The 19898-nt window shown below is 60.3% G+C and carries 22 protein-coding genes, 1 rRNA gene and 1 pseudogene (1 of these 24 only partly in view); 14 read left to right on the forward strand and 10 right to left on the reverse strand.

The window, feature by feature from the left end; all coding sequences use genetic code 11:
• Nucleotides 1-757 (reverse strand): 16S ribosomal RNA (locus AABM54_RS17255); it reaches 782 nt to the left of the window's first position.
• 702 nt (nt 758-1459) lie between these two features.
• Between AABM54_RS17255 and rhtA the strand changes: the two genes are divergently transcribed.
• Both rhtA and AABM54_RS17265 read left to right on the forward strand, forming a co-directional pair.
• Nucleotides 1460-2347 carry a threonine/homoserine exporter RhtA gene (rhtA, locus tag AABM54_RS17260; RefSeq protein ID WP_347901198.1) on the forward strand — a complete coding sequence of 296 codons (888 nt, stop codon included), beginning with the start codon at nt 1460-1462 and terminating at the stop codon, nt 2345-2347.
• A 166-nt stretch (nt 2348-2513) separates the two neighbouring features.
• Nucleotides 2514-2795 carry a hypothetical protein gene (locus AABM54_RS17265; RefSeq protein ID WP_347901200.1) on the forward strand — a complete coding sequence of 94 codons (282 nt, stop codon included), beginning with the start codon at nt 2514-2516 and terminating at the stop codon, nt 2793-2795.
• 12 nt (nt 2796-2807) lie between these two features.
• Here the strand turns inward: AABM54_RS17265 and AABM54_RS17270 are convergent, their stop codons facing one another.
• The gene (locus tag AABM54_RS17270) at nt 2808-3377 is read right to left on the reverse strand and encodes a TetR/AcrR family transcriptional regulator (RefSeq protein WP_347901201.1); all 570 of its coding nucleotides are present in this window, start codon (nt 3375-3377) and stop codon (nt 2808-2810) included.
• Nucleotides 3378-3470: 93 nt separating this feature from the next.
• On the opposite strand from AABM54_RS17270, the gene AABM54_RS17275 reads away from it, so the two are divergent.
• Together AABM54_RS17275 and AABM54_RS17280 are read left to right on the forward strand one after the other, a co-directional pair.
• The gene (locus AABM54_RS17275) at nt 3471-4211 is read left to right on the forward strand and encodes an SDR family oxidoreductase (protein ID WP_347901203.1); all 741 of its coding nucleotides are present in this window, start codon (nt 3471-3473) and stop codon (nt 4209-4211) included.
• A 41-nt stretch (nt 4212-4252) separates the two neighbouring features.
• Entirely contained in the window at nt 4253-4843 is a 591-nt protein-coding gene (locus tag AABM54_RS17280) for a 2-hydroxychromene-2-carboxylate isomerase (RefSeq protein WP_347901204.1), read from the forward strand.
• A gap of 56 nt (nt 4844-4899) precedes the next feature.
• On the opposite strand, the gene AABM54_RS17285 is transcribed toward AABM54_RS17280, so the two are convergent.
• The 5 genes and pseudogenes from AABM54_RS17285 to AABM54_RS17305 form a co-directional block, all read right to left on the reverse strand.
• On the reverse strand, nt 4900-6708 hold the full coding sequence (locus tag AABM54_RS17285; protein ID WP_347901205.1) for an aminopeptidase P family protein: 1809 nt from the start codon (nt 6706-6708) through the stop codon (nt 4900-4902).
• A gap of 56 nt (nt 6709-6764) precedes the next feature.
• Nucleotides 6765-7935, reverse strand: a pseudogene (locus tag AABM54_RS17290) (cysteine desulfurase family protein).
• Between the two features lie 200 nt (nt 7936-8135).
• A complete protein-coding gene (locus AABM54_RS17295; protein WP_347901207.1) occupies nt 8136-8750 on the reverse strand; it encodes a LysE family translocator in 615 nt (204 codons plus the stop codon).
• A 97-nt stretch (nt 8751-8847) separates the two neighbouring features.
• Nucleotides 8848-9117, reverse strand: a complete 270-nt coding sequence (locus tag AABM54_RS17300) for a hypothetical protein (protein ID WP_347901209.1) — start codon at nt 9115-9117, stop codon at nt 8848-8850.
• A gap of 126 nt (nt 9118-9243) precedes the next feature.
• Nucleotides 9244-9609 carry an antibiotic biosynthesis monooxygenase gene (locus AABM54_RS17305; RefSeq protein ID WP_347901210.1) on the reverse strand — a complete coding sequence of 122 codons (366 nt, stop codon included), beginning with the start codon at nt 9607-9609 and terminating at the stop codon, nt 9244-9246.
• A gap of 92 nt (nt 9610-9701) precedes the next feature.
• Here AABM54_RS17305 and soxR point away from each other — a divergent pair, with 92 nt between their 5' ends.
• The 10 genes from soxR to AABM54_RS17355 all read left to right on the forward strand — a co-directional run bounded on the left by soxR (nt 9702) and on the right by AABM54_RS17355 (nt 17283).
• A complete protein-coding gene (soxR, locus tag AABM54_RS17310; protein WP_347901212.1) occupies nt 9702-10169 on the forward strand; it encodes a redox-sensitive transcriptional activator SoxR in 468 nt (155 codons plus the stop codon).
• A gap of 143 nt (nt 10170-10312) precedes the next feature.
• Complete coding sequence (locus AABM54_RS17315) at nt 10313-10771, forward strand: VOC family protein (protein ID WP_347901214.1); 459 nt, start codon at nt 10313-10315, stop codon at nt 10769-10771.
• A gap of 269 nt (nt 10772-11040) precedes the next feature.
• Nucleotides 11041-12252 carry a PepSY domain-containing protein gene (locus tag AABM54_RS17320; protein WP_347901216.1) on the forward strand — a complete coding sequence of 404 codons (1212 nt, stop codon included), beginning with the start codon at nt 11041-11043 and terminating at the stop codon, nt 12250-12252.
• A complete protein-coding gene (locus AABM54_RS17325; protein WP_347901217.1) occupies nt 12249-12785 on the forward strand; it encodes a thiamine pyrophosphate-binding protein in 537 nt (178 codons plus the stop codon). Before AABM54_RS17320 ends, AABM54_RS17325 begins: the two co-directional genes overlap by 4 nt.
• A complete protein-coding gene (locus AABM54_RS17330; protein ID WP_347901218.1) occupies nt 12782-13129 on the forward strand; it encodes a hypothetical protein in 348 nt (115 codons plus the stop codon). The genes AABM54_RS17325 and AABM54_RS17330 overlap by 4 nt, the downstream gene beginning before the upstream one ends.
• Nucleotides 13126-13701 carry a DUF6162 family protein gene (locus tag AABM54_RS17335; protein ID WP_347901220.1) on the forward strand — a complete coding sequence of 192 codons (576 nt, stop codon included), beginning with the start codon at nt 13126-13128 and terminating at the stop codon, nt 13699-13701. Before AABM54_RS17330 ends, AABM54_RS17335 begins: the two co-directional genes overlap by 4 nt.
• 35 nt (nt 13702-13736) lie before the next feature.
• The gene (locus AABM54_RS17340; protein WP_347901221.1) at nt 13737-14666 is read left to right on the forward strand and encodes a metal ABC transporter substrate-binding protein; all 930 of its coding nucleotides are present in this window, start codon (nt 13737-13739) and stop codon (nt 14664-14666) included.
• The gene (locus AABM54_RS17345; protein WP_347901222.1) at nt 14663-15415 is read left to right on the forward strand and encodes a metal ABC transporter ATP-binding protein; all 753 of its coding nucleotides are present in this window, start codon (nt 14663-14665) and stop codon (nt 15413-15415) included. Before AABM54_RS17340 ends, AABM54_RS17345 begins: the two co-directional genes overlap by 4 nt.
• The gene (locus tag AABM54_RS17350; RefSeq protein ID WP_347901223.1) at nt 15415-16314 is read left to right on the forward strand and encodes a metal ABC transporter permease; all 900 of its coding nucleotides are present in this window, start codon (nt 15415-15417) and stop codon (nt 16312-16314) included. The genes AABM54_RS17345 and AABM54_RS17350 overlap by 1 nt, the downstream gene beginning before the upstream one ends.
• Nucleotides 16315-17283, forward strand: a complete 969-nt coding sequence (locus AABM54_RS17355) for a zinc ABC transporter substrate-binding protein (RefSeq protein ID WP_347901225.1) — start codon at nt 16315-16317, stop codon at nt 17281-17283.
• Between the two features lie 188 nt (nt 17284-17471).
• On the opposite strand, the gene AABM54_RS17360 is transcribed toward AABM54_RS17355, so the two are convergent.
• From AABM54_RS17360 to AABM54_RS17370, 3 genes are all read right to left on the reverse strand, one after another.
• Nucleotides 17472-17699 (reverse strand): MbtH family protein, encoded by a 228-nt coding sequence (locus tag AABM54_RS17360; RefSeq protein ID WP_347901227.1) that lies wholly within the window; start codon nt 17697-17699, stop codon nt 17472-17474.
• Nucleotides 17700-17781: 82 nt separating this feature from the next.
• Nucleotides 17782-19194, reverse strand: a complete 1413-nt coding sequence (locus AABM54_RS17365) for an aspartate aminotransferase family protein (protein ID WP_347901228.1) — start codon at nt 19192-19194, stop codon at nt 17782-17784.
• 143 nt (nt 19195-19337) lie between these two features.
• Nucleotides 19338-19823: a GNAT family N-acetyltransferase gene (locus AABM54_RS17370; RefSeq protein ID WP_347901230.1), complete on the reverse strand. Its 486-nt coding sequence runs from the start codon at nt 19821-19823 to the stop codon at nt 19338-19340.
• Nucleotides 19824-19898: the final 75 nt, after the last annotated feature.

Raw genomic sequence — 19898 nt, forward strand, 5'->3', positions numbered from 1 at the left:
CCTCAGTGTCAGTATCAGTCCAGGTGGTCGCCTTCGCCACTGGTGTTCCTTCCTATATCTACGCATTTCACCGCTACACAGGAAATTCCACCACCCTCTACCATACTCTAGCTCGACAGTTTTGAATGCAGTTCCCAGGTTGAGCCCGGGGATTTCACATCCAACTTAACGAACCACCTACGCGCGCTTTACGCCCAGTAATTCCGATTAACGCTTGCACCCTCTGTATTACCGCGGCTGCTGGCACAGAGTTAGCCGGTGCTTATTCTGTCGGTAACGTCAAAACAATTACGTATTAGGTAACTGCCCTTCCTCCCAACTTAAAGTGCTTTACAATCCGAAGACCTTCTTCACACACGCGGCATGGCTGGATCAGGCTTTCGCCCATTGTCCAATATTCCCCACTGCTGCCTCCCGTAGGAGTCTGGACCGTGTCTCAGTTCCAGTGTGACTGATCATCCTCTCAGACCAGTTACGGATCGTCGCCTTGGTGAGCCATTACCTCACCAACTAGCTAATCCGACCTAGGCTCATCTGATAGCGCAAGGCCCGAAGGTCCCCTGCTTTCTCCCGTAGGACGTATGCGGTATTAGCGTCCGTTTCCGAGCGTTATCCCCCACTACCAGGCAGATTCCTAGGCATTACTCACCCGTCCGCCGCTCGCCACCAAGTACAAGTACCCGTGCTGCCGCTCGACTTGCATGTGTTAGGCCTGCCGCCAGCGTTCAATCTGAGCCATGATCAAACTCTTCAGTTCAAACATCTTTGGGTTTTTAAGAAACCCTAAACTTGGCTCAGCAATCGTTGGTTACATCTTTGATTTCTCGCGGAGTAACTTGTGATGCTGATAATCTTGTTGACTATCAGTCTGACTGCACAAGCACCCACACGAATTGCTTGATTCAGTTGTTAAAGAGCGGTTGGTTAAGACCTTTCGTCTCAACCGAGGCGCGCATTCTACAGCAGCCTCTGTTGCTGTCAAGTGATTATTTTCAGAAGCTTTCGAAGAATTCTTCAACAACTTCAACCACTTGCGCTTCCGATCTCTCGTCAGCGGGAGGCGAATTCTACAGCGTTACTAGCTGTTGTCAACCCCTCTTTTTCTCCGCTTTCGATCGAGAAGACCGAACCGTTAAAAGAGCCAAACTACACCGCTCTTTCAACTCCTTCCAGGCTTCGATGAACTGAAGCAACCCGCCGCCGAAAACTGCGTAACTCTTTGTTTACCAAGGAGTTTTCCGTTTCGACTGCGCCGGAAGTGGGGCGAATTATAGACTTCCAGAATCTGCCGTCAACTCCTAATTTAGTTTTTCTATCAGAAACCTTAAATGCCAGCCAAATCACCGCTATATATAGCTGCGCGCTGACAGAATGAGCAGTATATTGCTCAGCACTAGATAATCCGCATTCCCTCGCGCTTGCATGCCTTCCTGCCCGACACCTTGGACGACGCCTCACAATGATTGACCAGCCCCGCAGTCTCGCCTCGACCCTGTTTCCAGTCGGCCTGCTATTAATAGCAATGGCCTCCATCCAATCGGGGGCGTCCCTGGCCAAAAGCATGTTCCCCATTGTCGGCGCACAGGGGACCACGACATTAAGACTGATATTCGCCAGCGTCATCATGTTGCTGCTTCTACGTCCCTGGCGGGCAAAGCTTACCGCCAAGTCCTTACGCACAGTTATTGTCTACGGTATGGCATTAGGCGGGATGAACTTCCTCTTCTATATGTCCCTGAGGACAGTGCCCCTGGGAATCGCAGTCGCCCTGGAGTTTACTGGCCCCTTGGCGGTGGCCATCTATGCCTCGCGCCGGGCGATTGATTTCCTGTGGATTGGCCTCGCGATCATTGGCTTGCTGCTGCTTATACCAACGGGAGCTACCAGCGCCGGGATCGACCTTGTTGGCGCTGGATATGCGTTGGGCGCCGGTGTTTGCTGGGCCCTGTACATTCTGTTCGGACAAAAAGCCGGGGCAGACAACGGGGTGACGACTGCAGCACTGGGCGTGATGATTGCGGCTCTGTTCGTTGCACCTATCGGCATCGTGCACGCCGGCGCAGCCCTGTTGACGCCGTCATTGATTCCCGTCGCAATTGGCGTGGCTATTTTGTCCACCGCGCTCCCCTACACCCTCGAGATGGTCGCCCTCACCCGAATGCCCGCCCGCACCTTTGGCACGCTGATGAGCATCGAGCCCGCATTCGGCGCGCTCTCGGGCTTATTGTTCCTGCATGAATACCTGTCGCTGGCGCAGTGGCTGGCCATCAGTTGCATCATTCTGGCCTCGGTCGGTGCCACCCTGACCATGCGCGGAGCCCCCAAGCCTATCGTTGCTTCCGATTGAAAACTGATTTGACGTAGGTCTGGCATTTGCCGCTCAATTAGGCCATGTTTGACCCGCAACTCAATGTAAGGCATGGACTTTTCCGGACAGGAAATCCAGACACCACACGCGAGCGCCAATGCAGTCTTACCCGAGCACCAGACTCGGGCCGCTATAAAGGACGGGAATGAAACGATTTTTGGTATTGATAGCCGTACTCGCCATCGCAGGCTGCGCCGCGACGTCGAAAACCGAAGTCAAACGTGGAAAGAAAGGTCTGCATATCAACTGTTCGGGATTGTCGTCTTCCTGGGAAAAGTGCAATACGCGCGCAGCCAACTCGTGTGGCCCGAAGGGCTACAAGGTGATCGCCAAGTCTGGAGACGCCGTGGAGGATCCTGGTGACTATCCGTTTGGCCTGAACCCTGCCGGCTATACCAGCCGAAGCATGATCGTCATCTGCAAATAGTCTGATGCCGCTTTACTCAGTGTTCTGACCTGCGATCTGGCGGCCTATTTCTTTGGCACTAGCGGTCAGTACACTGCGCTGGACGTCCGGACTGACAAGCATGCGCGCGACCACCAATGCACCCACACATTGCGACAGGATCGCCCAGGCCAGGCTTTCGCTTTCCAGGATGCACGCCCAATTCTGTTGCAGTCGGCAGATCCAATGCTCGGCGTGCTCGCGCACCTGATCACTGGAGCGGGCTATTTCAGCCCCCAAGGCCGGCAATGCGCAGCCCGACTCGGGATGCTCGACATGCGCCATGCTCAGGTAATGCTGTAGACAGCGCTCAAGCCGCGCACGGTTCTGCTCCCCTTCACCACTCAAGCGCTCCAGGCTCTGGCTCAGTTCTCGCTCGACGATCGAACTGAACAATTCGTCCTTGGATGAGAAATGGCTATAGAAAGCCCCGCCACTCAGGCCAATCGCTTTCATCAATGCGTCGACGCCCACAGTGGAAAACCCCTGGGTCTTGGCCGACACCGCACTGCTTTGCAGCAACTTCTCTTTGGTTTCCAACTTGTGACTGGCTGAGTAACGCATCGCTTCCCCCCTGTAAATCCATCACCTTGACGCATCGTGGATCGTAGCATAACGTTCGTTTACTTAACGAACGTTTAGCAAAGGACAATATCCATGACCACAGCTACTCATAACAACAAAGTCGTGCTGGTTGTCGGCGCAGGCGATGCCACTGGCGGGGCCATCGCCAAGCGTTTTGCTCAAGAAGGTTTCATTGCCTGCGTCACACGCCGTAGCGCAGACAAGCTCCAGCCACTGGTAGACGCGATCAAGGCATCCGGTGGGCAAGCCCATGGTTTCGCCTGTGATGCGCGCAAAGAAGAAGAGGTGGAGGCGCTGGTAGAGCAGATCGAAAGCCAGATCGGCCCCATCGAAGCATTCGTCTTCAACATCGGCGCCAATGTGCCCTGCAGCATTCTTGAGGAAACCGCACGCAAGTACTTCAAGATCTGGGAGATGGCCTGCTTCTCGGGTTTTCTCAATGCACGCGAAGTGGCCAAGCGCATGGCGATACGCCAACGTGGCACTATCCTGTTCACTGGCGCTACCGCCGGCATGCGTGGCGCAGCCGGATTCGCGGCCTTTGCCGGCGCCAAGCACGGGATTCGGGCGCTGGCCCAAAGCATGGCCCGCGAACTCGGCCCGATGAACATCCATGTCGCCCATGTTGTGGTCGACGGCGCCATCGATACCGATTTTATCCGTGACAACTTTCCGGAAAAATACGCTCAAAAGGATCAGGACGGCATCCTCAACCCGGCACACATCGCCGAGAACTACTGGTACCTGCACAGCCAGCCACGGGACGCCTGGACGTTCGAGCTGGACCTGCGCCCCTGGAGCGAACGCTGGTAAGCCCTCCCCCCTAGTCCAACAATAAGCAGAGCGCATCGACCATGAGCAAACGCGTAGAGTTTTTCTTCGACCTCGGCAGCCCCACCACTTACCTGGCATACACCCAACTGCCGAACATTTGCGAGCAAACCGGCAGTGAGTTGATCTATCAGCCGATGCTGCTGGGCGGGGTCTTCAAAGCCACTGGCAACGCCTCACCCGTGACCATTCCGGCCAAGGGGCGCTACATGTTCCAGGACCTGAATCGCTACGCAAAACGCTACGGCGTTCCGTTCAAGCTCAACCCGCACTTCCCGATCAACACGCTGATGCTCATGCGCGCCGTCACCGGCATGCAATTGCGTCACCCCGAACGCTTTCTGGCGTTTGTCGATTGTCTGTTTCGCGCACTTTGGGTCGACGGTCAAAACCTGAACGACCCGGCGACCGTTGCGCAGGTACTGACGCAAGAAGGCTTTGACCCTAATGAGGTGTTGGCACTGACGGGCGATGAAACCGTGAAAAACGCCCTCAAGGAAAAAACCGAGCAAGCCATACAACGTGGCGTATTTGGCGCACCTAGCATGTTTGTCGATGAACAGTTGTACTTCGGCCAGGATCGGCTGGAGTTTGTCGTGGAAGCATTGAGCTAGCCTCCAGCGCTGTTGCACGTGTGCGCCGCCAGCCAACGCTGACGGCGCACCGTGACTCAGATAGCGGCAGTTCGGGTGTGCAACCACTCAAGCGCCGCGCCCTCAAGCAGTGGACTCAGCCGTGCACGCACCTCGGCGTGATAACCGTTGAACCACTCACGTTCGTCCTGGGTCAGCAACGACGGTTCGAGGCAGCGGGTATCGATCGGGCACAGCGTCAAGGTTTCAAACTTGAGGAACTCGCCAAACTCGCTACTGCCCGCCTCGCGGTTCAACACCAGGTTCTCGATCCGCACACCCCAGCGCCCCGGGCGATAAGTGCCGGGCTCGATGGAGGTGATCATCCCCGGCTGCATGGCGGTTTGCGGCGCAGCTGCTGCCTGATAGGCAATGACCTGCGGGCCTTCGTGGACGTTCAGGAAATACCCCACACCGTGACCGGTGCCATGACCATAATCGACGCTTTCTGCCCAAATCGGTGCCCGTGCGATGGCATCCAGCAAAGGCGACAGAATGCCCTTCGGAAACTGCGCCCGCGACAGCGCAATCACACCCTTGAGCACCCGCGTGCAGTCACGCTTCTGCTCTGCAGTCGGCGTGCCCACCGGCACCATCCGCGTGATATCGGTCGTACCGCCCAGGTACTGACCACCGGAGTCGATCAGCAGCAGACCGTCGCCTTCGATGACCGCATGCTCTTCTTCAGTGGCGTGATAGTGCGGCATCGCCCCGTTGGCGTTGAACGCGGCGATGGTATTGAAGCTCAGCGAAACATAACCTGGGCGACGAGTCCGCGCAGCCGTCAGGTGTTCGTCAATGGTCAGTTCGGTGACACGTTCACGACCCAGGGCCGTTTCCAGCCAGGCGAAGAACTCGCACAACGCGGCGCCGTCCTGCTCCATGGCCTGACGAATGTGTTCGGCGTCGGCCAGGCTTTTCTGCGACTTGGCCAGGGTGGTCGGGTTCAAGCCTTCAACCCGTTTCACCCCGCTTCCCACGTTATCGAGCAAACCGGCCGTAACGCGCGCCGGGTCGATTTGCAGGCTCGCGCCGTTGGGTATGGCAGCCAGTGCAGCGGCGACTTCGCTGTAGTCGCGCAAGGTCACGCCGTCCTGCTCAAGCGTCGCACGCAGCTGCGCATTAACCTTGCTCAGCGCAACGAACAACGTGGCCTGTTGCTGACTGATCAGGGCAAATGAGACGAACACCGGGTTGAACGAGACATCGCCACCACGCAGATTGAACAGCCAGGCGATGTCGTCCAGGGTTGCGATGAAGTGCCAATCGGCGCCACGTGCCTTGAGCGTTTCGCGCAGCTTGGCCAGTTTCTCGCCACGGCTGACGGTGGCTTGCGGCGGCAAGTGCGGGTAAATCGGTTGATCCGGCAGGCTTGGGCGGTCCTTCCAGACGTCATCCAACACATCGATGTCGGTCCGCAGGCGTGCGCCACGTTCCTCCAACTTGCTGCCCAGGGTCCGAGCCGAGGCCACCGCCATTACCGCGCCATCAACCGCGACCACGCCACCTTCCGGCGTTTGCTCGGCCAGCCACTCCAGTGGGCCGGGCTGCCCAGGTTGCAGCTTGACCAGTTCGATACCGCTGCCTTTGAGTTCCTTGGTTGCCTGTTCCCAGTAACGACTGTCAGCCCAGACACCGGCGAAATCCCGGGTCACGATCAACGTGCCGACCGAACCGTGAAAACCCGACAGCCATTGACGCCCTTGCCAGTAACCCGGCAGGTATTCCGACAGGTGCGGGTCGGCCGATGGCACCAACAAGGCATGAATGCCTTCGCGGCTCATCCGTTCACGGGTTTGCGCCAGGCGCTGGGGGACCATTCCATTGGTCGAAGGCTGCGTACTCATCGAATCTCCTGCTAACCAGTCATCATTGTTATTGGGTGCTGATGTCACTCAGCGTTTTAAGACGGTGTTGTTGCCCAGAACGCCGGAGCGCTGGCGCATGTTGCCTTGATCAATTGTGCGGCCTGATCGATGTCCTGCTCGGTGGTAAAACGCCCCAGGCTCAGTCGAATCGTTCGACTCGCACTGCGCGCATCATGCCCCAGCGCCAGCAGTACATGGGACGGCGCATTGCTCGCAGAGTTACAGGCCGACGTGGCCGAGAACGCGATAGACGCACTCAAGGCCGACGAATTGAACTCGCCCTCGCTGAAGGTCAGGCTCAAGGTGTGAGGAATGCGTCGGGTTACGCTGCCGTTCAACCTGAGGCCTGCAATACCCTGGAGCTGCTGGAGCAAACGCTCGCGCAAATGCAGGATGGTGGCAGCCTCTTCATCAAAATGTTCCGCCGCCAGCGCAAACGCGGCGCCCATGGCGGCAATCTGGTGCGTCGCCAGGGTGCCTGAGCGCAACCCGCCTTCATGACCCCCGCCATGAATCTGCGCCTGCACGTGCTGCCGGGCACGCGGCCCGACGTACAGCGCGCCGATGCCTTTGGGGCCATAGATTTTGTGTGCGGAAAAGGACATCAGGTCGACCGGCCATTGCGCCAGGTCTATCGCTACTTTGCCTGCGCCTTGCGCGGCGTCGACGTGGAACAGTGCGCCATGTTCACGCACCCGCTGGCCGATGGCCGGGATGTCGTTGACGGTGCCCAGTTCGTTGTTGACCAGCATCAGCGACACCAGGAACGTATCCTCACGCAACGCTTCGCTGACGGCTTGCGGGCTGATCAGGCCTTCGGCATCCGGCACCAGCCAGGTCACGGCAACGCCCGCGTCCTGCAATTGCTTGGCGGTATCCAGGATCGCCTTGTGCTCGATCTGACTGGTGATGATGTGCCCGCCCGTCACGCCGCGTGCCTGGGCGACCCCCTTGAGGGCAAGGTTGTTGGATTCGGTGGCGCCAGAGGTCCAGACGATTTGCTCGGCTTGCGCACCGACCAGGCCCTGCAACCTGCTGGCGGGCCTGCTCGACCGAAAGCCTGGCCTGCTGGCCGAAAGCGTGGGAGCTGGAAGCCGGGTTGCCGAAGTTACCGTCAAACCCCAGACAATCGACCATCACCTGGATGACCCGCTCATCCACCGGCGTGGTGGCGGCGTAGTCGAAATACAAAGGACGTTTATTCATAAAAAACCCGCAGAGCTTGTTCCGGGATCAGGTACGCACCATAAACCCACTGGGCAACGCCGTCTTACGGACAGCGCGCCAACAGCGCAGGTCAGCAATACCTGATCGGATGCCGTTAAAGAAGTACCACTTCATTAAAAGTGCGTAGGAACGCTCCTGGAAGTGAGCTTAACAGGCATCGGGCGCCGGGTTGAAGCCGGTCAGCTGAAGCTTTCGTGCAGCATCGGATACATCGAAGCCACCAACAGCAGCGCCATGCCCCAGTTGAACACCCGCAACCAGCGCCGATCCCGCAGGACATTGCGCAACAGGCTGCCGCAAACCACCCACACGCTGACGCTCGGCAGGTTGATCACGGCAAAGACTGCGGCGATGACGATCACATTGGTGAAGTAGCCCTGCAAGGGTGTGTAGGTACTGATGGCGCCGATGGCCATGATCCAGGCCTTGGGGTTGACCCATTGGAACGCCGCGGCACCCAGATAGCTGATGGGTTTGGCCTGGCCTTGCTCAGATTCCGAGACAGGGCCGGAGTGGGCGATTTTCCACGCCAGGTACAGCAAGTACGCCGCACCGACATAACGCAACGCGGTGTAGAGCAACGGATAGGCTTGAAACACCGCGCCCAGGCCAAACCCGACCGCAACCACCAGGACGAAGAAGCCGCAGGTGATGCCCAGCATATGGGGGATGGAGCGGTTAAAACCAAAGTTCACGCCGGAGGCCAGCAACATGGTGTTATTCGGGCCCGGTGTGATCGAGGTGACAAGAGCAAACAGGGCAAAGCCCAACAGCAAATCCAGCGAGAGGGTCATGGGCGTTTTCCATCAGGGTCGGTCAGGTGTTGACCCTATCCCAGCGCCTCGACGAAACCCACGGACAGTTGGGTGAAACTTCGAGCAGTACAGTCGCTTAACTGGAGTGGCCGTGCTGGATCAGCCCACGCTCGGCGTTCATTTCGCCGTGCTGGTCGAACGCGAAGGCTTTCTGTGGCTGGCCGAGCAATTCGGCCTTTTTCTGTTGGTACTCATCGAACGAAAGGCCACGACGACTCAATGCCTCCAGCGCCAGCTCCCTGGATTCCTCAGCGGTGTAGGGACGCAATTCGGGCGATGGCTGGTTCGCGCAACCGGCCAGCACCGAGGCGACCAACAGCAGTGAAGTGACGAGCAAGTGATTCATGGGAAACTCCCGCAGTCCTGAGCTTGGGCAATGGACACAGGCTACGCGCGCCCCTCAAGTGACAAAAATCATCGCTCTCGATAGTGGCTATCGACCTTGGCAACAACCGACCGTCATTGCCGACTCTTAGCTCACCAGGGCGCACTGCAACGCGTTGTCATGGCTGCGTTCGATGCTGCGCAGCACCTGGAAGGAACCGAACGTGACGCCTTTGGCCTGATAGGCGCGGATCAGCGTCCAGAAGTCCTCCTTGCCGTTCTCGAAATCCCGGAACGCCGCCTCCCCCGCTTCCCGTGTTTGCCATTGCAGGTAGTTGAGGACGCGTCGGCCATCATCACTGGCCTGCACACTGGCGCTGAGAAAACCGCTGTAGCCTTGGGCCAGGCGTTCGGTCTGCGCGGATAACGCCGACACCAGCCCCTGCTGCTGATGGGGTTCGATCTCGAATTCGATCAATTGGGTGAAGCTGCGATTTTTCTCGTCCGACTGCATGAAAAACTCCCCTCATGTGTAAGTCGCGTCTTGCGATCCGAAGGTGTGCAGGGTAAAACCTCGAGTTAACTTAAGGTCAAGCGATAATTTCCATGATCGATCAAGAGCAGGTCACCAAAGAACTGACCGTCGGCCAACTCGCTCAGCGCAGCGGTGTGGCCGTCACTGCCCTGCACTTCTATGAGTCCAAGGGGCTGATCAAAAGCAATCGCAACCAGGGCAACCAACGGCGTTACCCGCGAGAAGTCCTGCGGCGGGTGGCATTGATCAAGGTGGCTCAGCGGCTGGGTGTTCCACTGGCGGAGATCGGCGAGGCGCTCAAGTCGTTGCCGGATCATCGCGCGCCGACCGCCGCGGACTGGAAGCACCTGTCTGCGCAATGGAGTCGGGACCTGGATGAGCGGATCAATCAGTTGACCCGGCTGCGCGACAAACTCAACGGCTGCATTGGTTGCGGGTGTTTGTCGATGCAAGCCTGCCCGTTGCGCAATTATGGCGATGTGCTCGGTGAGCAAGGCCCGGGGCCGCAGTTACTGGAGCCGCATTCAGCTCAGCCCTGAGCCTTGGCCGGCCGGGGCGGGTTCACAGCAAACGTGCTTCCCGTCGGCACTTCAAGCGGTTTTGACTCCGTGACCTATAGTGTACCGACCGCCAATCGGCGCAGGATTCGCGTTTTTCCCCACCCAAAACAAGGAGCACGGTCATGAGCGTCAAGCCCATCCCCGAGGGTTATCACAGCATCACGCCTTACCTGGGCATCCAGAAAGCCGCCGAGGCCATCGAGTTTTACAAAAAAGCCTTTGGCGCCACTGAAACCATGCGTCTGGCGATGCCCGACGGCAGCATCGGCCACGCCGAACTGCGGATCGGCGACTGCGCCATCATGCTGGGCACGCCGTGTGATCAAGGCCCGTTGAGCAATCCGGACAAATCACCTGCCGTCGGCCTGCACCTGTATGTGAAAGATGTCGACGCGCAATACGCCCAGGCGATCAAGGCTGGCGCCAGCGTGGTCTCCGAACCCAAGGATCAGTTCTACGGCGACCGCTCGGGCACCTTGAAAGATCCGTACGGTCATGTGTGGTTCCTGGCCAGCCGCAAGGAGGACCTGACCCAGGAGCAGATCGAAAAACGCGCCCGGGAGATGACCCACGAGGGATAAACCGTTGAAGGTGAGCGGGCGCCGTGTCCACGGGCTCGCTTCACGCCGCTAATACGCACCCGCTCGCACCCTCCCCAGCCTGTTCTGGCTGCAATGACTTGCCCGCAGAAACATTTACTTTCATATCGACATTCGGGATTTACGATTCTCATTCGTCTTAATTAGATGCAGCAGGCCGCGTAGGCAAAAGCCACGGCCGGCTTTTTATCGATCACGACGCGGCACTCCCCGTCCTGGCGCTTCATTCCTTGAGTTCAAGACCTTTATCCATGTCGAAGAAATCCCGTTCAAAGCTCTGGTTTCTGGTCCACAGTTGGTTGGCATTGCCCATTTGGTTCTTTGTGCTGATTGTGTGCGTCACCGGCACACTGGCGGTGGTCAGCCAGGAGATCGTCTGGCTGGCCAACCCCGAAATACGGGCGAGCAAACCGTCGGACGAGGCTCAACTGCTCAGTTATGACCAAGTGGTGGCTGCCATCAAGCAGGCACAACCGCAGCTCATCGTCGAGCAGATCGTACGTCCCGATGAATCGCACTTTGCCCTGGATGTCGACGTCGCCTATCCCGACGGGCGCTCGGTCACGGTCTACGTCAACCCGTACACCGGGGCGATTCAGGGGATCAGCCCGGCGTTCAACTTCCAGGCGTTCACCCGCGCCCTGCATGGCTGGTGGCTGGTGCCCTTCACCAATGGCTACAGTTGGGGTTGGTATTTGGTGTCGTTCCTCGGTTTGCCGTTGCTCGCCTCCCTGGTCACGGGGCTGGTGGTCTACAAGCGCTTCTGGAAAGGATTTCTCAAGCCGACCCTGCGTTTCAAGCACGGCGCACGCATTTTCTGGGGCGACTTCCATCGCCTGAGCGGCATCTGGTCGATCTGGTTCATCGCGGTGATTTCAGTCACCGGCACCTGGTTTTTGATCGAGGCCACGCTGTCGGATAACCAGATCACCATTTCCACCGCCCCTATCCTGCCGGTGGTTGCCCGCGAAAATGTGCCGGTGACTGCAGACGCCACCCCGGCGCCAATGATCGGCCTGGACGAAGCGGTGAAGATCGCGTCCCAGAAAATCCCCGGTTTCGACGCCAGTTTCGTCAGCCTGCCGAGTAACGCCTACAGCCACTTGGGCATTGGCGGGCGGGGCTGGTATCCATTGATGTACCAGACTGCCGACATCAACCCGTACAACGGCGACATCGCCGCCTCGCGCCTGCTGGCCGACCGTTCGGCGCTGGAGTTTGTGACCGAATCCATGCGTCCGCTGCACACCGGCGACTTCGGTGGATTGTGGATCAAGCTGATCTGGTTCTTCTTCGGGTTGCTGCTGAGCATGATGGTCCTCAGCGGCCTGCTGATCTGGACCAAGCGCACCGCACTGGCCACGGCCAATGCCCTCAAGCGCAGCCATAAACCCGCACGCCCTGTCGCCGCCCCTGCACCGGCGGCGGTATTGCAGTCTGAAGCTTCGGAGGGTTCGCGATGAGCCAGGCCGCCGTCACACCTTCGCCGCTAAGCCGCTTTTGGCATAAATGGCGCTTCCACCTGAACATTCTGTTGCTGCTGATTCCGCTGGGGTTCATGCCCAAGTATTTCGCCGACGCCGCGCTGTTCCGTGGCGACAGCGGCCTGGGCGAGCGGGAGATCGGCGAGATTCAGGTCGGCCCCTGGAGCCTGCGCCTGGCCGAGTTACGTAACGAAGCACCGCGCCGCGACGGCCCGGCCGGCCACATGAAAAGCTTCAACGCCGCGCTGTGCGAGGCCTGCATCGGCCAGGTCAAGGCCACGTACCTGCGCATCGGCAAACCCCGCAGCCTGCGCGCCGCCGGGGTGATTTTCTTCGGCACGCCGTATCGCATGGGCGCCACCCTGCCGATTCCGGAAAAGACCAAGGACGACGCCGAACTGTGGATCACCATGGAAGGCTGGGACGGCGCCATGCATCAGGCCGCCATTCCCCTGAGCAGCGCATCCCCCGCCACCCTCGCCTGGCTGCATAAACAAGGAGGCAAACCATGACCGTTGCCCACCGCTTTACCCGTGTGCGCCTGAGCGGCGCGCTCCTTGGCCTGACCCTGTGCGCAGGGTTCAGCGCCCCCGCACTCGCCCACAACCCGATGTGCGAGTGCAAAGCCATCGATGCCGAGCAAATCCGTTGCACCGGCGGTTTCTCCGATGGCAGCGGCGCACCGGGCGTGACCCTGGACGTGATCGGTTACGACGAGACCATTCTGGTGCCGGGCAAGCTCGGCGCCGATTCGACACTGACCTTCAAAAAGCCCGGTGCCGAGTTCTATGTGCTGTTCGACGCAGGCCCAGGTCACGTGGTCGAGATCGACCAAGCGGATATCGAGGCCCCATGAGCACGCCTACCACTCAGGTTGTCCGCCCGGCAGGCGCCGGTCATGAAACCCTCTACGTGCTGCTGTTGTGCCTGGCCATTCTCGCGGTGGCCGGCTCTGTCGTCGCCTGGCGCGGCGAGCCCAAGGAAGTCGCCAGCGTGCAGAGCCATCAACTGGATGCGCGACGGGACCTCAGCGCTGCCGAACAAGGCATCTACGCCGACCTGCGGGTGACGCTGGACGAGATTCACCTGCTGCGCGTGGAACAACAGGCCCTGCCTGCCCCGCAAACCCTGGCTGATGAAGGCTTTGCGCCGTTCGCCCAGGACGCCAGCTCCGTCAGCCGCGGCGGTCATGCCTGGCAATTGCTGACAGCAGCGGCCTACTTCGGCCACAGCCAGGTGCCGAGTGTCGCCGGCTCGTTTCTGATGCGCCTGGGTGCAGAAGACGACAGCGCCCCGGACATCTGGCTCAACCGCAGCGCCGCGCTCGCCGCGCCGACCGACCTGAGTGACGCCGCATTGACCGGTGCCGGCTGGCAGCAAGTCATCGCGCAATTCGATGCCGGGGTGACCCGCCAGCATCGGCACTGAACCTTCGCATTCCTCTGAGAGAAGACCGCTTGCCCATGCCTATTTCATCTCAACGCCGGCCCTTCCTGCGGCTGCTGCTCATCGGCCTGCTGACCACCCTCCTCGCGCCAATGGCCAGCGCCGATCAGGCCAAGCGCCTGCGCATCGGCATCACCCTGCACCCGTATTACAGCTATGTGGCGAACATCGTCGGCGACAAGGCCGAGGTGGTGCCACTGATCCCGGCCGGCTTCAACCCGCACGCCTACGAGCCACGCGCCGAAGACATCAAGCGCATTGGCGGGCTGGACGTGATCGTGCTCAACGGCGTCGGCCATGACGATTTCGCCGACCGCATGATCGCTGCCAGCGAGACCCCGAACATCAAGGTCATCGAAGCCAACGAGAACGTGCCACTGCTGGCCGCCACCGGTGTCGCGGCGCGCGGCGCCGGTAAAGTGGTGAACCCGCACACATTCCTGTCCATCAGCGCTTCCATCGCCCAGGTCAATAACATCGCCCGGGAACTGGGCAAGCTCGACCCGGACAACGCCAAAACCTACACCCAGAACGCCCGCACCTACGGCAAACGCCTGCGGCAGATGCGTGCCGATGCGCTGGCCAAACTGACCAGCGCGCCGAATGCCGACCTGCGAGTGGCCACTGTCCATGCCGCGTATGACTACCTGCTGCGCGAGTTCGGCCTGGAAGTCACGGCCGTGGTCGAACCGGCCCACGGCATCGAGCCGAGCCCGAGCCAGTTGAAGAAAACCATCGATCAGTTGCGTGAACTGGACGTGAAAGTGATCTTCTCGGAGATGGACTTTCCCTCGACCTACGTCGAAACCATCCAGCGTGAGTCAGGGGTAAAACTCTACCCGCTGTCGCACATTTCCTACGGCGACTACAGCGCCGAAAAGTACGAAAAGGAAATGACCGGCAACCTGAACACCGTGGTCCGGGCCATTCAGGAGGCGGGAGCATGACGGCCCACGAATCCCTGACGGTGAAACCTTGCGGCCCGACCCTCGATTTCACCGAGGTCAGCCTGACGCTGGGGCGCACGACGATTCTCGACACGGTGACGTTCCAGGTCCAACCCGGCAGCGTGCACGCATTGGTTGGCCCCAACGGTGGCGGCAAAAGCTCGTTGATCAAGACCCTGCTCGGGCAAATGCCCCATCAGGGGCGCCTGAGCCTGCAATGGCCGGGCGAGCCCGGAACCATCGGCTACGTGCCGCAAGCTCTGGAATTCGACCGTGGGTTGCCGATGACCGTCGACGATTTCATGGCCGCGATGTGTCAGCGTCGCCCGGCGTTTCTCGGCCTGAGCCGGCACTACGCTGCGGCGATTGGCGAGGCGCTGGAGCGCGTCGGCATGCAGGACAAACGCAAGCGACGCATGGGCGCGTTGTCCGGTGGTGAGCGCCAGCGGGTGCTGCTGGCCCAAGGGCTGATCCCCGCGCCGCAATTGCTGGTGCTCGATGAACCGATGTCGGCCCTCGACGAGGCTGGCATTCAGGTTTTCGAACGCCTGCTGGGTGACTGGCGTACCGCCGGAATCACCGTGCTGTGGATCGAGCACGATCTGGAAGCCGTCGGCCGTCTCGCAGACCGCGTCACCGGCCTCAATCGCCGGGTGTTGTTTGACGCCACACCGAAACAGGCCCTGACCCCGGAGCGCTTGCTGACGCTGTTCTCCACTCACCCTCGGGCCAACGGGAGTGCCGCTTGATGAGTTACGAAGCCTTTCGTTTGATGATTCAGGGCTGGGCATCCTCGGGTTACCTGCCCGAAGCACTGGCCTACGGTTTTGTGGTCAACGCGCTGCTGGCCGGGTTGTTGATCGGCCCGGTACTGGGCGGTTTGGGCACACTGGTGGTGGTCAAGCGCTTCGCGTTTTTCTCCGAAGCGGTCGGCCACGCCGCCCTGACCGGGGTCGCCATCGGCATTCTGCTCGGCGAGCCCTACACCGGCCCTTACGGCAGCTTGTTCGGCTACTGTTTGCTGTTCGGCATCCTGCTCAATTACCTGCGTAACCGCACAGGTCTGGCGCCGGACACCCTGATCGGCGTGTTCCTCTCGGTGTCGCTGGCCCTGGGCGCCAGCCTGCTGTTGATTCTGGCGGGCAAGATCAACGTGCACATCCTGGAAAACGTGCTGTTCGGCTCGGTATTGACCGTCAACGGCAATGACCTGCTGGTACTGGCCATCGTCGGATCGCTGGTGATGGGCCTGAGCCTGCCGCTGTACAACCGCATCATGCTGGCCAGTTTCAACCCGCAACTGGCAGCGGTACGCGGGGTCGCGGTGAAAACCCTCGACTACCTGTTCGTGGTGCTGGTGACATTGATCACCGTGGCCGCCGTCAAAGTTATCGGCGCGATTCTGGTCGGGGCCTTGCTGGTGATTCCAGCGGCGGCGGCGCGCTTGTTGAGCCAGTCGCTGAAGGGTTTTTTCTGGATCTCGGTGTTGATCGCCACGGTCAGCACTCTGTGCGGGATCCTCGCGCCCATCGTCTTCGACCTGCCCATCCCCTCCGGTGCGGCGATCATCCTGGTGGCCGGCATGGCCTTCGCCCTGGCCGCCATCGCGCGCGGTATCGTCCCCAGCCTGAAAGGGAATCTCGGATAAATGTCTCCTTCCTTGCGTCAACTGACCCTCGCCCTGGCCCTGTGTGGCCTCGGCACCCCGACAGCGTTTGCCACCGACCGCTTCGAGCCGATGCGGCTGGTGGCCAATAACGGCGTCGGCAATACCGCGCTGTTCGCCGCCAAGTCCCAGCCAGCGTTGCGCGTGCTGACCGCGCTGCCGATTACCTATGGCCTGGCCCGGATTCTGCTCGACGGCACGTCGATCACGCTTGAGCGCGCCGCACCGGCCAACCTGCCCGGCTCGCGCCAGACCGCTTACTTCACCGGTCGCGGCGCCGAGGCGCTGCAAAAACTCGCCCTCGACGCAGACGCCGTGATCGGCCTGCGCTCGCTGTGGCCAGACGATCCGCTGTACCCGGTGGCCCGTCGCAGCAACATCCGCATCATCGAAGTCGACGCCGCACGCCCGGTGGACGGCGCCCTGCCCGGCATCGCCACTCAGCCGGGCAAGGTCGATGGCCTCAACAGCCAGCCGTGGATGGCCAGCAACAACATGGGGCGCATGGCCGACGTGATGGCCGCCGACCTCGCGCGCCTGGCCCCTGCGGACAAACCGAAAATCGACGCCAACCTGGCCGCGCTCAAACAGCGTCTGCTCAAGCTCACCGCCAGCAGCGAAGCGCGGCTGGCCGAGGCCGACAACCTCAGCGTGGTCAGCCTGAGCGATCACTTCGCGTATCTGGTCAGCGGCCTCAACCTGGAGCTGGTCGGTCTCGACGCCCGCGCCGACAACGAGTGGACGCCCGAGGCGCTGAAGCAGTTGGGTCAGACCCTCAAAAGTAACGATGTGGCGCTGGTGCTGCATCATCGCCAGCCATCGGAGGCGCTCAAAGCCGTGATTGCCGAGTCGGGCAGCCAGTTGATTGTATTGAGCACCGACGCTGCCGACCCGGTGGCCGAGCTTGAGGGGAACGTCGATCAGGTGCTCAAGGCGTTGCCGGGTGCGTAAGGTCAGGTAATCCGCGTCATCGTTCATCGCGAGCGAGCTCGCTCCCACAGTGGCTATGCGGCGTATCCAAATCCATTGTGGGAGGTAGCCCGCTCGCGATGGCAATCTGACAGGCAACACAAACGCCAGACCCAAAAAGAAACCCGCTGACCGTTACCGGTTCAGCGGGTTTCTTTTTGGACGGTGGCTTAGTGAGCCACTGTCGCTTGTTCTTCCATCTTCTGACGCAGGCTCAACGGACGCATGTCCGTCCAGGTTTCTTCGATGTAGGCCAGGCAGTCTTTCTTCAAACCGCTTTTGCCGACGGTGCGCCAGCCTTGCGGCACAGCTTTGTAGTCGGGCCAGATCGAGTACTGTTCTTCGTGGTTGACCACGACCTGAAAGAGGATGTCCTCGCGGTCGAATACTGAAGTCATGGTGTCTCTCCGTCGCTATAAGGTCAGGCTGCGCTGCACGCACAGCCGTTGTGTAGAAGGAACGTACCAGCGCCTGAAAAAATTAAACGCTGGCGACGGCAGCGGCCAGCGCCCTGCCGAAAATTTCGGCAACACGGTCAATCTCGGCGGCGGTAATCACCAGCGGTGGCAGGAAGCGCACCACACAACCGTGACGCCCGCCCAGTTCCAGAATCAACCCACGCTTGAGGCATTCGCGCTGCACCAGCGGCGCCAGTTTGCCAAAGGCCGGTGGATGACCCTGCACGTCCGGCGTACCGGCCGGGTCGACCAGTTCGACGCCCAGCATCAGCCCGCGACCCCGGATATCGCCCAACTGCGGGAAATCACGCTGCAGGATTCGCAGGTGTTCGCCCAGGCGCTCGCCCATGGCGGCGGCGTGTTCGGGCACGTTGTGCTCCACCAGGTAACGCATCACGGCGGAACCTGCGGCCATGGCCATCTGGTTGCCACGGAAGGTGCCGGCGTGAGCCCCCGGCAGCCAGCTGTCGAGCCAGTCACGGTAAACCACCACCGCCAACGGCAGGCTGCCGCCGATGGCTTTGGACAACACCACCACGTCAGGGATGATGCCAGCGTGTTCAAAGGCAAACATCTTGCCCGTGCGGCCAAATCCGCTCTGGATTTCGTCGACGATCAACGCCACGCCCGCCTTTTCGGTGATGCGACGCAACCCGCGCAACCAGTCGAGATCGGCCGGGATCACTCCGCCTTCGCCCTGAACCACCTCGACGATCACCGCCGCTGGCAATTGCACGCCCGCTTCCGGATCGTTGAGCAGGTTTTCCAGGTAATGCAGGTTGACCTTCACGCCTTCGGCGCCACCCAGCCCGAACGGGCAACGGTAGTCGTACGGGTATGGCATGAACTGCACACCGCTGCTAAGCAGCGCGCCCAAGGGTTTTTTCGGTCCCAGGCTGCCCATCAGGCTCAACGCGCCCTGGCTCATGCCGTGGTAACCGCCCTGGAACGACAGCACCGTGCTGCGCCCCGTGGCCGTGCGCACCAGTTTCAACGCGGCTTCGACCGCGTCGGTGCCGGTCGGGCCGCAGAACTGGATTTTCGCTTCGCTGGCCAAGGCCGGTGGCAGCAGACCGAACAGGTCCTGGACGAACTGATCCTTGACCGGCGTGGTCAGGTCCAGGGTGTGCAGCGGCAGCTCATCAATAAGCACCTGCTGAATCGCCTCGATCACCACCGGATGGTTATGCCCCAGGGCCAATGTGCCAGCACCGGCCAGGCAGTCAATGAAACTGCGACCTTCGACATCCTCGACGTGAATCCCGCGTGCACGCTTGAGTGCCAGGGGAATACGTCGCGGATAGCTGCGGGCGTTGGATTCCTGGCTGCTCTGGCGGGCCAGCAGCGGCGATTCGTTGAACTGATAAAGCGTTTCCGCAGGTGCGGGGCTGCCCCGAACTGCCTGATCTTCGACAAGACTGCTAGCAACTGACATCTCTCGACCCCTCAATACGCTGAAAATATTGACCAAAACTGCACACCGGGCAGGTGCGCATTCCGGTTACGGCGCGCACATGCAGGTTTTCCTGTTCTGGAAACGCACCAGCGGGGCAAGGATTTACACCCAGGCGCGGCTTTCTAAGGGGCAAGGGTCAGCGATTTGTTCATGGGGATAGCCGTAAGCCCGGCCACGCTGAAAGTTTCAGCGCATCGCAGATACCCCAGGCGCTGGAAAAAATCTTCGCTGGTCCCGGTGCTGTTGAGTTGTGAATGGTTCAAGCCCTGACCTTTCAACCAGGCTTCAAGGTCGCGAACCAGTGCCTGCCCGGCACCGCGACGAAACCATTCCGGCTGGACGTAGCAAAAGGCAATCTTGCCCGTCGTCGCCGCCATGGCAACGCCCACCGGTTTGTCGTGCAATAACGCCAGGTTCAGGTAGAAGCGTGAATCCGACAGCCAGGGCTGTACATGATCAACGGTTTTATTGTGGGTCCAGGCGGTGACGACTGTCGGATTATTGCGGTGTTCGGCCGCACAACCGAGCCTGATCGAACGCTCGACGATCCGGCTGATAATCCCGGCGTCCGCCGGCACGGCCTTGCAGGTGTGTATCGATGAGTCCATTGCGCTATCACCTCAATCCATTGAGTCAGCCCGCACGGACAATAGCGTCCTGCGGGCGGCGATAGCCAATGAAGA

The sequence above is a fragment of the Pseudomonas purpurea genome, assembly GCF_039908635.1.
Lineage (GTDB): Bacteria > Pseudomonadota > Gammaproteobacteria > Pseudomonadales > Pseudomonadaceae > Aquipseudomonas > Aquipseudomonas purpurea.

What these genes read in the sequence shown, in the direction of transcription:
- AABM54_RS17365 (WP_347901228.1), bottom strand. Translation starts at nt 19,194, where the DNA reads ATGTCAGTTGCTAGCAGTCTTGTCGAAGATCAGGCAGTTCGGGGCAGC.
- soxR (WP_347901212.1), top strand. Translation starts at nt 9,702, where the DNA reads ATGATCGATCAAGAGCAGGTCACCAAAGAACTGACCGTCGGCCAACTC.
- AABM54_RS17295 (WP_347901207.1), bottom strand. Translation starts at nt 8,750, where the DNA reads ATGACCCTCTCGCTGGATTTGCTGTTGGGCTTTGCCCTGTTTGCTCTT.
- AABM54_RS17345 (WP_347901222.1), top strand. Translation starts at nt 14,663, where the DNA reads ATGACGGCCCACGAATCCCTGACGGTGAAACCTTGCGGCCCGACCCTC.
- AABM54_RS17335 (WP_347901220.1), top strand. Translation starts at nt 13,126, where the DNA reads ATGAGCACGCCTACCACTCAGGTTGTCCGCCCGGCAGGCGCCGGTCAT.
- AABM54_RS17280 (WP_347901204.1), top strand. Translation starts at nt 4,253, where the DNA reads ATGAGCAAACGCGTAGAGTTTTTCTTCGACCTCGGCAGCCCCACCACT.
- AABM54_RS17275 (WP_347901203.1), top strand. Translation starts at nt 3,471, where the DNA reads ATGACCACAGCTACTCATAACAACAAAGTCGTGCTGGTTGTCGGCGCA.
- AABM54_RS17350 (WP_347901223.1), top strand. Translation starts at nt 15,415, where the DNA reads ATGAGTTACGAAGCCTTTCGTTTGATGATTCAGGGCTGGGCATCCTCG.
- AABM54_RS17315 (WP_347901214.1), top strand. Translation starts at nt 10,313, where the DNA reads ATGAGCGTCAAGCCCATCCCCGAGGGTTATCACAGCATCACGCCTTAC.
- AABM54_RS17300 (WP_347901209.1), bottom strand. Translation starts at nt 9,117, where the DNA reads ATGAATCACTTGCTCGTCACTTCACTGCTGTTGGTCGCCTCGGTGCTG.
- AABM54_RS17330 (WP_347901218.1), top strand. Translation starts at nt 12,782, where the DNA reads ATGACCGTTGCCCACCGCTTTACCCGTGTGCGCCTGAGCGGCGCGCTC.
- AABM54_RS17270 (WP_347901201.1), bottom strand. Translation starts at nt 3,377, where the DNA reads ATGCGTTACTCAGCCAGTCACAAGTTGGAAACCAAAGAGAAGTTGCTG.
- rhtA (WP_347901198.1), top strand. Translation starts at nt 1,460, where the DNA reads ATGATTGACCAGCCCCGCAGTCTCGCCTCGACCCTGTTTCCAGTCGGC.
- AABM54_RS17320 (WP_347901216.1), top strand. Translation starts at nt 11,041, where the DNA reads ATGTCGAAGAAATCCCGTTCAAAGCTCTGGTTTCTGGTCCACAGTTGG.
- AABM54_RS17370 (WP_347901230.1), bottom strand. Translation starts at nt 19,823, where the DNA reads ATGGACTCATCGATACACACCTGCAAGGCCGTGCCGGCGGACGCCGGG.
- AABM54_RS17285 (WP_347901205.1), bottom strand. Translation starts at nt 6,708, where the DNA reads ATGAGTACGCAGCCTTCGACCAATGGAATGGTCCCCCAGCGCCTGGCG.
- AABM54_RS17355 (WP_347901225.1), top strand. Translation starts at nt 16,315, where the DNA reads ATGTCTCCTTCCTTGCGTCAACTGACCCTCGCCCTGGCCCTGTGTGGC.
- AABM54_RS17340 (WP_347901221.1), top strand. Translation starts at nt 13,737, where the DNA reads ATGCCTATTTCATCTCAACGCCGGCCCTTCCTGCGGCTGCTGCTCATC.
- AABM54_RS17325 (WP_347901217.1), top strand. Translation starts at nt 12,249, where the DNA reads ATGAGCCAGGCCGCCGTCACACCTTCGCCGCTAAGCCGCTTTTGGCAT.
- AABM54_RS17305 (WP_347901210.1), bottom strand. Translation starts at nt 9,609, where the DNA reads ATGCAGTCGGACGAGAAAAATCGCAGCTTCACCCAATTGATCGAATTC.
- AABM54_RS17360 (WP_347901227.1), bottom strand. Translation starts at nt 17,699, where the DNA reads ATGACTTCAGTATTCGACCGCGAGGACATCCTCTTTCAGGTCGTGGTC.
- AABM54_RS17265 (WP_347901200.1), top strand. Translation starts at nt 2,514, where the DNA reads ATGAAACGATTTTTGGTATTGATAGCCGTACTCGCCATCGCAGGCTGC.